The following is a 14,607-nucleotide window of genomic DNA, read 5'->3' as shown; positions in this document are numbered from 1 at the left end:
CCCCGCCCTGCTCACCGAAGGGGGTGCCCCATGGCGCACCACGTCTCCGCGCCGCACTCCGCCCCACCGCCGCCGGGGCCCGAAGAGCCCCGGCCGCACCCGAGGGTGGGGGAACCCGTCCTGCTGGTCATCCTCGTCGTGCTCTCCGCCGTCGGCGCCGTCATCGGCATCGACCTGGTCTCGAAACTGGGCATCTCCGCCAACACCTCGGTGGTCGGTGCACTCGTCGCCATGCTGATCGGACGCATTCCCCTCGGCTTCCTGCGTCGGATGCGTTCCGTGCACCGCCAGAACCTGGCCCAGAGCGCCATCTCGGCCGCGACCTTCGCCTCGGCGAACGCGCTGCTCACCTCGGTCGCCGTGCCGTACGTCTTCGGGCGCAAGGACCTGGTCTGGCCGATGCTCGCCGGCGCGTTCATCGGCCTCGTCGTGGACGCCTGGGTCCTCTACCGGGCCTTCGGCTCCCGGCTGCTGCCCGCCGACGCGGCCTGGCCGCCCGGCACCGCCGCCGCCGAGACCATCAAGGCAGGCGACCGGGGAGGACGCCGCGCCCTGATCCTGGCCGGCGGCACCGCCGTCGGACTCGCCGGTACGCTCTTCAGCCTGCCGCTCTCCGCCGCCGGTGTGGCCTTCCTCGGCAACGTCTGGGCACTGATGATGTTCGGCATCGGCCTGATGCTGCGCCAGTACAGCCCCGACGTCCTCCACACCGATCTCGGCGCCGGCTACATCCCGCACGGCGTCATGGTCGGCGCGGGGATCGTCGCACTCGGCCAGGCCGTCCACCTGCTCATAGGCCGGCGCGAACGCAAGCGGAAAGAGGCCGCCGCGGAGGCTTCGAGCGTCGCGACCGTCCAGGACACGGACCCGACCACCGCCTACACCGTCAACGAAGGGGCCCTGCGGCTCTCCCTGATCCGCGGCTTCGCGCTCTTCACCGGGGGAGCGGCCGTCCTCGCCGTCCTCGGCGGACTGATCGGCGACATGAGCCCCCTCGGCATCGTCGGCTGGGTCCTGTTCGCCGCCTTCGCGGCCCTGGTCCACGAACTGATCGTCGGCCTCGCCGCCATGCAGTCCGGCTGGTTCCCGTCCTTCGCCGTCACCCTGATCTTCCTCATCCTGGGCCTCGCCGTCGGCATCCCGTCCGTGCCGCTCGCCCTGCTGGTCGGATACGTCTCCGCCACCGGCCCCGCCTTCGCCGACATGGGCTACGACCTCAAGGCCGGCTGGCTGCTGCGGCGCGAACACCGTCCCTGGGACCCCTTCGAACGCGAGGGCCGCCGCCAGCAGTTCATGGCCGCCCTCATCGGATTCGCCGTCGCCCTCGTCGTCGTCGCCCTCGCCTGGCGCTCCTACTTCGGACAGGGACTCGTCCCGCCCGTCGCCAAGGTGTACGCCGACACCATCAAGAGCGGGCTCAGCGATCCGGACGCGGTACGCACCATGCTGCTCTGGGCCGTTCCCGGCGCGGCCGTCCAACTGCTCGGCGGCACCCGCCGGCAGATGGGCGTCATGCTCGCCACCGGTCTGCTCATCCTCACCCCGCAGGCCTGCTGGCTCGTCCTGGGCGCCCTCGTCGTCCGGGTCGGCTACCGGAAGCTGCGCGGTCCCACCGCCGACGAGGAACTCAACCTGGTCGGCGCCGGACTGATCGCGGGCAGCTCGCTCGGCGACTCCGCCCAGATCCTCAAGACCTGACGGCCGCCGCCCCCTGAACCACACCCCGCACCACTCAGCACCACCCGCATGGCAAGGAGAACCACCCCGTGGACATGTACAGCAGGCTCGAACCGCGCCCCGAGTACCTCAGCTTCGAACTCGCCCTGGCCGCCCGCAAGCTCGTCGAGGAGGTCATGCTGGTCAAGCGCGGCGAGCACGTCGTCCTCACGGGCGACACCAGCAGCGACCGCCGCGTCATCGAGGCCACGGCCCAGGCGGTCGCCGCCGCCGGGGCGCACCCCGTTGTCGTCTGGTACGAGACGCTGCCCGGCGCCTCCATGGAGCCGCCCCGGCCCGTCGCCGGCGCCATCGCCGACGCCGATGTGTGGATCGAGTTCGCGGTCTCGTACCTGATGCACTCCGACGCCTTCCGCGCCGCCATGGCGAACGGCTGCCGCTACACCAACCTCACCGCGATGGACGTCCAGATGCTGGTCGCCACCGTCGGCCGCCCGGACTTCCAGGGCGTCATCCGTCTCGGCAAGGCGCTCGTCGCCCTCCTGGAGGCCGCCGACGAGGTCCGGATCACCTCCGCCAACGGCACCGACCTCGTCGGCCGCAACGGCGACCGGCCGGTCAACCTGCGTGGCAAGCCCGCCGAGAAGCCCGGCGAGACCGTGATGCTCTCCGGCCAGATCTCCTGGAACCCCCTCGAAGACACCCAGGACGGTGTCCTCGTCTTCGACGGCGCCCTGTGGCCGCCGGACGAGCTCGGCCTGCTGCGCTCCCCGGTCCGCTGCACCGTCGAGAAGGGCGTCATCACCAAGATCGAGGGCGACGCCGACGCGGACACGTTCCGCCGCTGGATGGAGTCCTTCGACGACCCGAACATGTTCCGCGTCGCGCACTGGTCGCTCGGCTTCAACCCCGGCGTCCTCGCCCCGACCGGCCGCATCGTCGAGGACGAGCGCGTCTTCGGCTGCGTCGAGCTCGGCATCGGCACCAAGGGCGCCTGGATCGGCGGCGAACCGTGGGTCGCCGCCGCCCACACCGACGGCAGCGTCCTCGGCCCGTCCATCTACCTGGACGGCGTCGCCATCGAGGAGAACGGGCGCTACGTGCACCCCGAGCTCGTCGGGATCTGCCGCGACCTGGGCGTCGCCGGCTACTGAGCCGACCGCCGGGCGGGCCCGCACCTTCCCGGTGCGGGCCCGCCCGGCACCCGTACACCGCACCGAGACGCGCAAGGAGCGCCCATGACCACCCCCGCCCCCGTCTCCTACCGCCACGGCGGCCTGGTCTGCACCGACCACACCCTCGACGTGCCGCTCGACCACCACACCCCGGACGGCCCCGCCATCAGTCTGTTCGCCCGCGAGGTCGTCGCCGAGGGCCGCGAGCGCGAGGAACTGCCCCGCCTGCTCTGGCTCCAGGGCGGCCCCGGCGGTCGCGCCGAGCGCCCCCACGCGGCGGGTGCCTGGCTGCGCCGCGCCCTCGCCGACCACCGTGTCGTCCTGATGGATCAGCGCGGCACCGGCCGCTCCACCCCCGCCGACCGCGTCACCCTGGCCCGCTTCGGTACGGACTCCCGGGCCGCCGCCGACTACCTCGCGCACTTCCGCGCCGACTCGATCGTCCGCGACGCCGAACACCTGCGCCGCCACCTCCAGGGCGACCGGCCGTGGAGCGTCCTCGGCCAGAGCTTCGGCGGATTCTCCACCCTCACCTATCTCTCCCTCGCCCCCGAAGGGCTCACCCGGGCGTACATCACCGGCGGGCTGCCCACGCTCACCGGCCACGCCGACGACATCTACCGCGCTGCGTACGCCCGCACCCTCACCCACAACGAGCGCTACTTCGCGCGCTACCCCGGCGACCAGGCCCTCGCCGACGCCGTCGCCGCGCACCTGGACACGCACGACGTCCGGATGCCGGCCGGCGAACGCCTCAGCGTGCGCCGCTTCCAGAGCCTCGGCATCACCTTCGGGACCGCGGCCAAGTTCGACTCGCTGCACTACCTCCTGGAGACCGCCTTCACCGAAGGCGCCGACGGACCCGAACTCACCGACACCTTCCTGCGCGGCGTCGACACCGCCGTGTCCTTCGCCGAACGCCCCCTGTACGCCGCGCTCCACGAGCCGATCTACGCCCAGGGCGGCCGCGCCACCGACTGGTCCGCGCACCGGGTCCGCCAGGAGTTTCCGGCCTTCGACGCCACCGCCGCCGGTCCGCTCCGGTTCACCGGCGAGATGGTCTATCCCTGGCAGTTCGAGGAGGACCCGGCGCTCGTCCCGCTGCGTGGCGCCGCCGAGGCGCTCGCCGCCCGTACCGACTGGCCGGCGCTCTACGACCTGGACCGGCTCGCCGTCAACGAGGTCCCCGTGGTGGCCGCCGTCTACCACGACGACATGTACGTCGACCGGGAGCACGCCCTGGCCACCGCCGGCGCCGTGCGCGGGCTGCGGACCTGGGTCACCGACGCCTACGCCCACGACGGCGTCCGGGCCGACGCCGCCGTACTGGACCGGTTGATCGCCATGTCACGCGGCGAAGCCTGACCTCCGGCAACGGGTAGGGCGCGCCCCCGGGGGAGCCCTGGCCCGCCGCCTATGATCGACGGGTCCCGTGCCGACCACCGACCTGCCGCACCACCGGGGGTGTCTCATCCGTTCCGTACGCGTCCGGCTGCCCGAACAGCGCGGCGAGCTGCTCGCCAGGCGCGAGGAGGGCCGGGAGCTGCACCACCTGGTGTGGCGGCTGGGACCCGGGTGGCGGGTGTGCAGCAGCGCGGTACTCGGCGGGGGCATCGGCCCGCGTGACTGGATCCTCAACGCGCAGGTACCCGGCGGTTACCCCCGCATGGACCCCGACCGCCACCTCGCGGAGATCGCCGCCGCCGCGCGGCTCACCGGCCCGGGCGCCGGCCTGATGACGGCGGCCGACGTCACCGCGTACACCGTCGCCGCCGACGGGGGCGTCACCGCGACCGCCACCTGCGGCCTGGGCGTACGCGGCTGGGCGGCGGCAGAGGCCGAGGGGAGCGGGGGGCCGCAGAAGCCGGGGACGGTCAACATCGTCGTCACCCTTCCGGCACCCCTGACCGACGCGGCACTCGTCAACGCCGTCGCCACCGCCACCGAGGCCAAGGTGCAGGCACTCCTGGACGCCGGACTCGACTGCTCCGGCACCCCCACCGACTCCGTCTGCATCGCCGCACCCGCACCCTCCCAGGACAGCGGGGCCGGTGAACCGTTCGCAGGGCCCCGCTCGCGCTGGGGCGCACGCCTCGCCCGGGCCGTGCACGCCGCCGTTCTCGAAGGCGCGCTGCGGCAGTCCTGAGCATCCTCAATGCCGCGCGCCGGCACCGGCGCGGCCGACGAAGGGAGAAACCCGCATGACCTCAGCAGCCGACGCAGTCCCGCAGCAACCGTCCGTCGCCGTACTCGGCACCGGAATCATGGGTTCGGGCATGGCCCGGAGCCTGCTCAGGGCCGGTCTCGACGTCCGGGTCTGGAATCGTACGCACGCCAAGGCGGCACCGCTCGCCGCCGACGGCGCCACGGTCGCCGACACCGCGGCCGAAGCCGTGCGCGGCGCCGGCGTCGTCCTCACCGCGCTCAACGACAGCACCGCCGTCGCCGCCGCGCTCACCGCAGCGTCCGACGGCCTGCACCGCGGCCAGGTGCTCCTGCAGAGCTCCACCGTCGGGTCGAAGGACACCGCCGAACTGGCCCAGCGTGCCGCCGACCTCGGCCTCGTCTACCTCGACGCCCCGGTCTCCGGCACCAAGCAGCCCGCGGAACAGGGCATGCTGACCGTCCTCGTCTCCGGTCCGTCCGCCGCCCGCGCGGTGACCGGGCCCGTGCTCGACGCGATCGGGCAGCGCACCGTCTGGGTGGGGGAGGAGCCGGGAGCCGCCTCCCGGCTCAAGCTCGTCGTCAACACCTGGGTGATCAACATGGTGGGCGGCGTCGCGGAATGCCTCAATCTCGCCGAAGGACTCGGCGTCGACCCGCAGACGTTTCTCGACGTCGTGAAGGGCGGACCCCTCGACTCCGGCTATCTGCACGGCAAGTCCGCCGCCGTGCTGTCCGGCGACCTCACCCCGAGCTTCGCCCTGTCCACGGCCCTCAAGGACACCCGGCTCGTGCTCGAAGCGGCCGGACACGCGGGCGTCCGGCTGGACCTGACGGAGGCCTCCGCCGCCCGCTTCGAACGCGCCGAGGCGGCCGGGCACGGCGACGAGGACATGATCGCCACGTACTACGCAGGCCGTCCCCCGGAGAAGGACGCCGGCTGACCGCGGCTCCCGCCCGGGTTCCGGGTGCGGGAAGGACGCCACCCGGAACCCGGCATCCCGGCCCCGTCGTCAGACGACCCGCACCTCGTGCCGGACCACCGCGTCGAACAGATAGCCCTGCGTGTTGTGCACGGCGACGTCCGGCTGGGTGCGCCCCGACCGGTCCGTCGCCCGGGCCAGCAGGACGGCCGGCCCCCTGGCCCCGGGCACCCAGTCGGCCGACCAGCGCACCCAGCTCCCGCTCCGCGGCTCGTCGCGCAGCCGCGCCCGGCGCCACCGCGCGCCCCCGTCGGTGCTGACCTCGACCGCGCGCACCGGAGCCCCGCCCGACCACGAACGCCCCGTCAGCACCTGGCGCCGGTGGGCGGGGAACTCCGCACCCGGCGCCACCTCGAAGGCGCTCTTCAGCGTCTGCCGGGTCAGCGGCGCACTCCCCTCGGCCGGGTAGCCGGGCCCGAACAGCCGGTAGAGACCGGTGTTCCACGGGGAGACCAGGGGCTGGGCGCTCACCTCGATGTCGCCGACCCACTTGATGTTCGCGATCCCGACCCAGGACGGCACGATCAGCCGCACCGGATGGCCGTGGTCGGGCGGCAGCGGCTCGCCGTTCATCTCGTACGCGAGCAGAACGTCGTCCAGCGCCTTCGCCACCGGCAGCGGCCGCCGCACATGCCCGAGGTTGACCCCGTCGCTGACCACCTCGTCGTCGAGGCCGCGCGGCAGCACGTCGACCGCGTGCCGGGTGATGCCCGCGCGGCTCAGTACATCGGCGAGCCGCACCCCGCGCCAGCGGGCCGTGCCGATCGCCCCCAGGGTCCACGCGGTCCCGCTGACCGGCTGGCCCTGCTGCGTCGCGTAGTAACTGCGGGCGTTGCCCGCGCACTCCACGAACGAGGTCCGGGTCACCGGGGGCAGCGCGCGCAGTTCGTCGTAGGTGAACTCCACCGCCGGGCCCTTCAGCCCGTCGCCCCACACCTTCAGCCGCCAGTCGGCCGCCGCGATCCGCGGGGTGACCGTGTGGTTGCGTACGAAGAAGCGCTCGGCCGGTGTGAGCAGCCCGGTCTCCCGCAGCGCGGCGAAGTTCGTCTCCGCGTTGGTGCCGCGCACCGTGAACACCTCGGGCGGCAGCGGCTTCACGATGCCCGGGGCGGTCGCCGTCGCGGAGGCGGCAGCAGCGGGGGCGGCGAGCCCGGCGAGCGGGGCCGCAACCGAGGCGGCGGCGACCAGCCGCAGCAGAGCACGGCGCTCGATCCCCGCGGAGCGCGCGGTGCCGCGCGCCCACTGACGCAGCCGCATCCGGTCGTAGGCGGCCTCGGACGGCGGAACAGATCGCATGGACAACTCCGGAGGAGACGAGTGGATGAGGATGAGGAGCTGGGACAGCCGGGGCGGATCAGGGGCTGGAACGTGGCCGGCCGGGCAGCAACTCCCGTACGAGCGCGCCGACCTGGTCCGTCTCGGTGAGGAAACCGTCGTGGCCGTGGAGCGACTCGACGGTCCGCAGCCGGTCGGCTCCCGGCAGCAGAGCGGCCAGTTCGGCCTGCTGCGCGGGCGGATACAGCCGGTCCGAATCGATCGCGGCGACGAGCGCGGGCATCCGGGCCCGGCGCAGCGCCTGCCGGACGCCACCACGCCCCCGCCCGACATCGTGCCCGTTCATCGCGCCGGTCAGCGTCACATAGCTGCCCGCGTCGAAGCGGTGCACCAGCTTGGCCGCGTGGTGGTCGAGATACGACTCCACCCGGTACCGCCCGCCGTGCCACGGATCCTCACCGGGCTGCGGCGCCCCGCCGAACCGTGCGGCCAGCTCCGGCTCGCTGCGGTAGGTGACATGGGCGATCCTGCGCGCCAGACCGAGCCCCCGGTGCGGGCCCTGGCCGGGCGCCGCGTCGTGGTAGTGGCCGCCCTGCCAGCCCGGGTCGGAGCGGATCGCGGAGATCTGCAGCGAGCCCCAGGCGATCTGCTCCGCCGACGCCGCGGCGGGCGCGGCGAGCACGAGGAGCGCTCCGGTGCGCTCCGGCAGGCCCACCGCCCACTCGAGGGCGCGCATGCCGCCCATCGACCCGCCGATCACCGCCGCCCACCGTCCGACGCCGAGCGCGTCCGCCAGGGCCACCTCCGCGGTGACCTGGTCACGGACCGTCAGATAGGGGAAGTCGCCGCCCCACCGGCCTCCCCCGGGCCGGCCGGAGGCCGGGCCGGTACTGCCCTGGCAGCCGCCGAGCACATTCGGCGCGACGACGAACCACCGGTCCGTGTCCAGCGCCCTGCCGGGACCGACCAACGCGTCCCACCAGCCCGCCGTGGGGTGCCCGGGCTCCGGGGGCCCGGCCACATGGCTGTCCCCGGTCAGGGCGTGGAGCACCAGGACCGCGTTGGAGCCGTCGGGGGCCGGCCGGCCCCAGGTCTCGTACGCCAGCCGGACATCCGGCAGGGTGCCGCCGGACTCCAGCGACAGCGGGCCGTTCGCCCGCATCCAGGAACGGCGGCCGGGCGGATCCCCCTCCCGCCGGCCTCCCGTGGCCGGCGGAAGGGGAAGGGCGGGGGAGAGCGTGGTCCGGCTCAGGACGCGGCCTTCGCGGCGCGGAACCCGGCCTCCAGGTCGGCCTTGAGATCGTCCACGTTCTCCAGCCCGACGGAGAGCCGGACCAGCCCCGCGGTGGCCCCGGTGGCGGCCAGCTGCTCCTCGGTCAGCTGGCTGTGCGTGGTCGACGCGGGATGGATGATCAGGCTCCGTACGTCACCGATGTTGGCGAGGTGGCTGAACAGCTCGACCGCGTCCACGAACCGCTTGCCCGCCTCCACCCCGTCGCGCAGTTCGAAGGCGAGCACCGCACCGGCGCCGCGGGGCAGATAGCGGCGTCCCGCCTCGTACCACCTGCTCGACGGGAGCGCCGCGTAGTGGACGGCCGACACCTCGTCCCGGCCCTCCAGCCACTCCGCGAGCGCCAGGGCGTTGGCGGTGTGCCGCTCCAGCCGCAGACTCAACGTCTCCACGCCCTGCAGCAGCAGGAAGGCGGAGTGGGGCGAGAGGGCCGGACCGAGGTCGCGCAGCAGCTGCACCCGCAGCTTGACGGCGAAGGCACCGGGCCCGAGATCCGGCCAGTAGCGCAGCCCGTGGTAACTCGGGTCCGGGGAGCTGAAGTCCGGGAACCGCTCGGCATGCGCCCCGAAGTCGAACGTACCGCCGTCGACCACCACCCCGCCGATCGTGGTGCCGTGCCCGCCGAGGAACTTCGTCGCCGAGTGGATGACGACGTCCGCGCCGTGCTCGATCGGGCGCAGCAGATAGGGGGTCGGAACGGTGTTGTCGACGATCAGCGGCACCCCGGCGGCGTGCGCCGCGTCGGCGACCGCCCGGATGTCGAGGACGTCACCGCGCGGATTGCCGAGGGTCTCCGCGAACAGCGCCTTGGTGTTCGGCCGGATCGCGGCCGTCCACGCGTCGATGTCGTCCGGGTCGTCGACGAACGACACCTCGATGCCGAACCGGGGCAGGGTGTGGCGCAGCAGGTTGTACGTACCGCCGTACAGCGAGGTGGAGGAGACGATGTGGTCGCCCGCTCCGGCCAGCGTCAGCAGGGCGAGGGTTTCCGCCGCCTGCCCGGAGGCGAGCGCCACCGCGGCCACTCCGCCCTCCAGGGCGGAGATCCGCTGCTCCAGGACGTCCTGGGTGGGGTTGTGGATCCGGGTGTAGATGTTGCCGGGCTCGGCGAGCGAGAACAAGTCCGCGGCGTGCTGGGTGTCGCGGAAGACGAACGACGTCGTCTGGTAGATCGGCACCGCCCGGGCGCCGGTCGCCGCGTCGGGAGCGGCACCGGAGTGGATCTGCTTGGTCTCGAACGACCAGGCGGCCACGGGTTGCTGACGCTCGGTGTTTTCGGAGGTGTGGCCTGCGGTGACGGAGTCGACGGGCTGGCTCATGGTGGTTCCTCTGCGGTTCTCGGTACGGAGCGGGGCCGGGCGCGCGGTGGCCGGGGCGGGGGTCCGTGGCAGGCCACCGGGCATCGTCGCCGCGTCGGCGCCGGCGGGGATCAGGCTGTGTTCGGCGCCGGAATCGCTGCCGCGCCGGCGGGGATCAGCCGGCCGACGGCGCGGGGGAGCGGCGCGGGCCGCGACGACACGCGGCGGACGCGAGGCGTCCCAGATCGACGTGGCGCCGCGAGAAGAGAACCGGAGTCGCGGGCATGCGGCAGAGCGTGCCAGTGGCCCAGGAGGGCGTCAACAACGTCCTCGTACGGCCGATGAGCCCGCCGGCAACGCGCCAGGACCGTAACCGCTGCCCCGCGCCGCGCCGCTTCCCCTGCCGTGACCTGCGCAGACGTGGCGTGCGCGCTGGGGCGTGCCGAGAGGCGGGGCGCGCGGCGGACGAGGGCGTGGGCCCGCGCCGAATTCATCGGGCCGCAATGTACCGGCGCGGGGAAACGGCGAAGGGGCTCCCGGCCGCCGCGGCCGGGAGCCCCTCGCTCCGCTCACTCCTTCTGCCGGGAGCCCGTCGCTCCGCTCACTCGTCGACGAACATCCCGTCACGGAGCCTGTGCAGAATCCGGCTGATCAGCCGGGAGACGTGCATCTGCGAGATGCCGAGCTCCGCGCCGATCTGCGCCTGAGTCATCTCCTGGCCGAAGCGCATGTCGATGATGCGCCGCTCACGCTCGTCCAGGTCCCCCAGCAGCGGGGCCAGGGTGTGCAGGTTCTCGACCGTCTCCATGGCCGGATCCGGGCTGCCCAGGACATCGGCGAAGGTCCGCCCCGTCGCGCTGTGCTGCCCCGCGTCCGTCGTGGCGGCCGGCATGTCCAGCGAACCCGCGGTGTATCCGTTGGCCGCCACGATGCCCTCGGTGACCTCGCTCTCGCTGATCCCCAGCTTCTCGGCGAGCTCGGGAACGGTGGGGTCGCGGTCGAGCTCGCCGGCCAGGGCCTCCTTGGTCTTGGCGATGTCGACCCGCAACTCCTGGAGCCGGCGAGGGACATGGACCGCCCAGCTGGTGTCACGGAAGAAACGCTTGATCTCCCCGGTGATGTACGGAACCGCGAAGGAGGTGAACTCGACCTCGCGGGACAGGTCGAACCGGTCGATGGCCTTGATCAGCCCGATGGTGCCGACCTGGACGATGTCCTCCATGTCGCCGCTGCCCCGGTTCCTGAACCGGCCGGCGGCGAACCGGACAAGGGAGAGGTTCATCTCGATGAGAGTGTTCCGCGCGTACTGATGGGCGGGCGTCCCCTCCTCCAGCACCTGGAGCCGGTCGAAGAACAGCCGGGACAGCTCCCGCGCGTCGGTGGGTGCGACCTTCCCCGCGTCCTCGATCCACGGCAGCTCCCCTAGGTCCGCGGCGGCCGGCGCCGTGCCCGCGAACACCTCCTGCCCGGCGGCCGTTGCCGTCGCCGCCCCGGTGCCGACCGGTGCCGGCCCCGCACTCTCCGCTCGCTCCGCCCCGGCAGTCCGCGCAGTGTGCGCCGTCATCTCGTCACGCTCCCTGGTCGTAGGCCATGAGGTGGAGACGCCTGCCCCGTCAGAGCGCTCTCATGCACACAAACGGAATCCAATTCGCTGACACGGCGTCAATAGGCGGGCTCCGAGGCCCCTTCGTTCGCCTTGGCCGGTCCCGGCGCGGAGACGCGGAACCGCCCCACCGGTACGGGGGAGCCCGGTGGGGCGGTCGTCACCAGAGTGCCACAGCCACAGCGGTCAGGGGGGCATGCCGACGTATGTCCGGCAGATAGTTGAGTCGAAATCGACGGTGGCCGGGGTGGTCCGGCTGCCGGTCGCGGCCGGTCGAGGCCGACCTCGACCAGCAGCCGGAGGAACCGGACGGCACCGAAAACGGCGTGCGCTCCGGGCTTTGACACTGACAGGCTGCCCCGGTGAACCGTGACGAGATCTCCGCCCTTGCCCATGCCGGCCACCCGATCAAGGCGCCCCTCGCCGACGACTCGGTGAGTGAACTCCTGGACCACGCGGTCCCGCGCGGCGACGCGCGAGCGCTCGATCTGGGGTGCGGGGGAGGGGAGTGGCTGCTGCGCGCCCTGAGAGATCGTCCCGGCCTGCGGGCCGAGGGCGTCGACATCTCCGAGGGCTCCCTCCAGCAGGCAGGTGAGGCGGCGGACCGCCTCGGCGTACGCGAACGCCTCGTCCTGCACCGTCAGGACGGCGCCGCCTTCGCCTCGGCGGAACCGTTCGACCTCGTCCTCAGCGTCGGCGCCGCGCACGTCTTCGGCGGACTGCTGCCGACCCTCGCGGCCGCGCGCAAGCACCTCGCACCCGGCGGCCGCGTCCTGATCGGCGACGGTTTCTGGAGGCGCGAGCCGTCACCGGAGGCCGTCGAGATGCTCGGCGACTTCGCCGACCTGGCGACCACCGTGGACCTGGTCGCCGCCGACGGCTGGACACCCGTGCACGGACACGTCAGTTCACGCGCCGAACTCGACGCCTACGAGTGGGCGTGCTGGGGCTCGCTGGCCTCCTGGGCGCTGGACAACCCGGCCGATCCCGGGAGCGCCGAGGTGCTGGAGACGGCCGCGACCCGGCGCACCGAATGGCTGCGGGTCTACCGGGAGACCTGGGGCTTCGTCACGCTGGTGCTGCGCCCCACGTCCGGCTGACCCGGACGGGCGGTCGTAGCCTCCCGGTCCGATCGTTGCGGCCCGTGAACACCCCCGGCGGACCCCGGGCCCGGCCCTCCTCGCTTCCCCCGATCGTTGCGGCTCCGTGAACACGCCGTCTGTGGGGAATACGCGCGGCGGCCGGGCTTGCTGCTCAGGGGGCAGTCGGCGTCAGGCCGGGCTGTTCGTGCCAGGAACGGAGAGGGAGCCATGTCCAAGGCGTACGTGTTCACCCGCAACGGCGGGCCGGAGGTGGAGGCCCTCGTCGACCAGGACCCGCCGGCGCCCGGGCCCGGGGAACTGCTCGTCGCCGTCCGGGCGGCCGGGGTCAACCCGGTGGACTGGAAGCTGCGTACGGGATACACCCGGCCCGGCAGTGCGCCCAAGCCGTTTCCCGTCGTCCTCGGCAGCGAGGCGGCGGGGGTCGTCGAGGCGGTCGGCCCGGGCGTCGAGGGGTTCGCGGCCGGGGACGAGGTGTTCGGCAATCCGCTGACGGGCGGGTACGCCGAGTACACCCTGCTGCCCGTGGCCGTGACCGCCCACAAGCCGGCCGGGCTCACGTTCGCCGACGCGGCGGTGCTGCCGGTCGCGGCGGCCACGGCCTACGACGGAGTGCGCCGGCTCGGACTCGTCCCGGGGGCCACCTTGCTGGTCACCGGGGCCGGCGGCGGGGTGGGAAGCGCCGCGGTGCAGCTCGCACGCCACGCGGGCGTCCAGGTCATCGGCGTCGCGAGCGCGGCCAAGAAGGAGTTCGTCTCCTCGCTCGGCGCCGTGCACGTGGAGTCCGGCGCGGGACTCGCCGACCGCGTACGGGCAGCGGCGCCCGGCGGCATCGACGCGGTCTTCGACCTGGCCGGCGGTGACACCCTGCGCGAGGCGGCCGCGCTGCTCGCCGACCCCGCCACGCTGATCAGCGCCGGCGACAAGGCGCTCGTGGCCGAACTCGGCGGGGCGCCCGTCGAACGGGCCCGCACCGCCGCGGTGCTCGACGCGGTGGCGGACCTCGCCGTCGCCGGCGTCCTGCGCACGCACATCACCCGGACACACCCGCTCACCGCGGCCGGCGAGGCGCTGCGTCTGGTGGAGGAAGGCCACGCCCTCGGGAAGACCGTGATCGAGGTGACCTCGTGACCGGCCCCGGACGCCCCGACGGCGGATCGCACCCCCTCGACGACCCGGTGGGCTCGGCGCTGCGGGGGCCGCACGCCCACTTCGCCGAGCACCGCGGCCGCATCCTGCGTTATCCGCCGGACGTCACCCCCTGGGTCGCCCTTCCGGACAGGCCCGGGGCCGCCGACTGGGCCGATGCGGCCGCGCTCGCCGGGCCCGGCGGCCTGGTCACCGTCACCGCTTTCACGGAGCCGCCGCCGGACGACTGGGAGGTCGTCTTCCACGCGGAGGGCGTCCAGCTCGTCGACGCGGGAGTTGACGCGGCACCGTACCCGGAGGCCGTCCGGCTCGGCCCGGCCGATGTGCCGGAGATGCTGGACCTGGTGGCGCGGACCCGGCCCGGCCCGTTCGAGTCCCGCACGATCGAGCTGGGCGCCTACCTCGGGGTGCGGCGCGACGGCGTGCTGGTCGCCATGGCCGGGGAACGCCTGCGCCCGCCCGGCTGGAGCGAGATCAGCGGCGTCTGCACGGACGAGTCGGTCCGGGGGCAAGGGCTCGCCGGCGGACTCGTGCGGGCCGTCGCCCACGAGATCCGGGAGCGCGGCGACACCCCCTTCCTGCACGCCGCGGCCTCCAACACCAATGCCGTCCGGCTCTACGAGTCACTGGGCTTCGCCCTCCGCCGCCACACGCCGTTCCTCTCGGCGATCGTCCCGCAGGACCTGCCCGTACGCGTGCCCGGCACGGTCCGGGGCGAGGTGCGCGAGCCGGCCACGCGCTGATCGGCCGTCCGGGGCTTTTGGACCTGGCATCCGGGCCCACGCCTTCGGCCCGTGAACCGCGGCCGAAGGCCTCTGCCGGCGCGGGCTTCCGGGACCTTCGGCGTGGTGGGTGAGGCCGTAAGCCTCGTGTGCCACCCACCCCGGCTCGGG

13 protein-coding genes are annotated in these 14,607 nt (G+C 73.6%); 8 read left to right on the top strand and 5 right to left on the bottom strand.

The window, feature by feature from the left end:
• Positions 1-30: 30 nt before the first annotated feature.
• From ABTX18_RS22975 to ABTX18_RS22955, 5 genes are all read left to right on the top strand, one after another.
• Positions 31-1,698 (top strand): OPT/YSL family transporter, encoded by a 1,668-nt coding sequence (locus ABTX18_RS22975; RefSeq protein ID WP_352124602.1) that lies wholly within the window; start codon positions 31-33, stop codon positions 1,696-1,698.
• 74 nt (positions 1,699-1,772) lie between these two features.
• Positions 1,773-2,831: a 2,5-dihydroxypyridine 5,6-dioxygenase NicX family protein gene (locus ABTX18_RS22970; protein ID WP_352124844.1), complete on the top strand. Its 1,059-nt coding sequence runs from the start codon at positions 1,773-1,775 to the stop codon at positions 2,829-2,831.
• Between the two features lie 84 nt (positions 2,832-2,915).
• On the top strand, positions 2,916-4,217 hold the full coding sequence (locus ABTX18_RS22965) for an alpha/beta fold hydrolase (protein WP_352124601.1): 1,302 nt from the start codon (positions 2,916-2,918) through the stop codon (positions 4,215-4,217).
• A gap of 127 nt (positions 4,218-4,344) precedes the next feature.
• Positions 4,345-4,998, top strand: coding sequence for an adenosylcobinamide amidohydrolase (locus tag ABTX18_RS22960; RefSeq protein ID WP_503061198.1), 654 nt, complete (start codon positions 4,345-4,347; stop codon positions 4,996-4,998).
• Positions 4,999-5,053: 55 nt separating this feature from the next.
• Positions 5,054-5,959 carry an NAD(P)-dependent oxidoreductase gene (locus ABTX18_RS22955; RefSeq protein ID WP_352124599.1) on the top strand — a complete coding sequence of 302 codons (906 nt, stop codon included), beginning with the start codon at positions 5,054-5,056 and terminating at the stop codon, positions 5,957-5,959.
• 69 nt (positions 5,960-6,028) lie between these two features.
• Here ABTX18_RS22955 and ABTX18_RS22950 read toward each other — a convergent pair whose 3' ends face one another.
• From ABTX18_RS22950 to ABTX18_RS22930, 5 genes are all read right to left on the bottom strand, one after another.
• Entirely contained in the window at positions 6,029-7,294 is a 1,266-nt protein-coding gene (locus ABTX18_RS22950; protein WP_352124598.1) for a sulfite oxidase, read from the bottom strand.
• Between the two features lie 58 nt (positions 7,295-7,352).
• Positions 7,353-8,435: a homoserine O-acetyltransferase MetX gene (gene metX / locus ABTX18_RS22945; RefSeq protein WP_352124597.1), complete on the bottom strand. Its 1,083-nt coding sequence runs from the start codon at positions 8,433-8,435 to the stop codon at positions 7,353-7,355.
• 86 nt (positions 8,436-8,521) lie between these two features.
• The gene (locus ABTX18_RS22940) at positions 8,522-9,883 is read right to left on the bottom strand and encodes a bifunctional o-acetylhomoserine/o-acetylserine sulfhydrylase (RefSeq protein WP_352124596.1); all 1,362 of its coding nucleotides are present in this window, start codon (positions 9,881-9,883) and stop codon (positions 8,522-8,524) included.
• A 154-nt stretch (positions 9,884-10,037) separates the two neighbouring features.
• Positions 10,038-10,148 carry a putative leader peptide gene (locus ABTX18_RS22935; RefSeq protein ID WP_351396885.1) on the bottom strand — a complete coding sequence of 37 codons (111 nt, stop codon included), beginning with the start codon at positions 10,146-10,148 and terminating at the stop codon, positions 10,038-10,040.
• A gap of 315 nt (positions 10,149-10,463) precedes the next feature.
• The gene (locus tag ABTX18_RS22930) at positions 10,464-11,426 is read right to left on the bottom strand and encodes an RNA polymerase sigma factor SigF (protein WP_352124595.1); all 963 of its coding nucleotides are present in this window, start codon (positions 11,424-11,426) and stop codon (positions 10,464-10,466) included.
• A gap of 401 nt (positions 11,427-11,827) precedes the next feature.
• Here ABTX18_RS22930 and ABTX18_RS22925 point away from each other — a divergent pair, with 401 nt between their 5' ends.
• From ABTX18_RS22925 to ABTX18_RS22915, 3 genes are all read left to right on the top strand, one after another.
• Positions 11,828-12,565, top strand: a complete 738-nt coding sequence (locus ABTX18_RS22925; RefSeq protein ID WP_352124594.1) for an SAM-dependent methyltransferase — start codon at positions 11,828-11,830, stop codon at positions 12,563-12,565.
• 210 nt (positions 12,566-12,775) lie between these two features.
• Positions 12,776-13,696, top strand: a complete 921-nt coding sequence (locus ABTX18_RS22920; protein ID WP_352124593.1) for an NADP-dependent oxidoreductase — start codon at positions 12,776-12,778, stop codon at positions 13,694-13,696.
• Complete coding sequence (locus ABTX18_RS22915; protein ID WP_352124592.1) at positions 13,693-14,457, top strand: GNAT family N-acetyltransferase; 765 nt, start codon at positions 13,693-13,695, stop codon at positions 14,455-14,457. Before ABTX18_RS22920 ends, ABTX18_RS22915 begins: the two co-directional genes overlap by 4 nt.
• The last annotated feature ends 150 nt before the right edge of the window (positions 14,458-14,607 follow it).

Origin of the sequence: Streptomyces sp. NPDC096323 (assembly GCF_040302845.1) — a bacterium.
GTDB lineage: Bacteria > Actinomycetota > Actinomycetes > Streptomycetales > Streptomycetaceae > Streptomyces.
The sequence above is the reverse complement of the archived record's forward strand: the minus strand, read 5'-3'. Positions and strand labels throughout refer to the sequence as shown.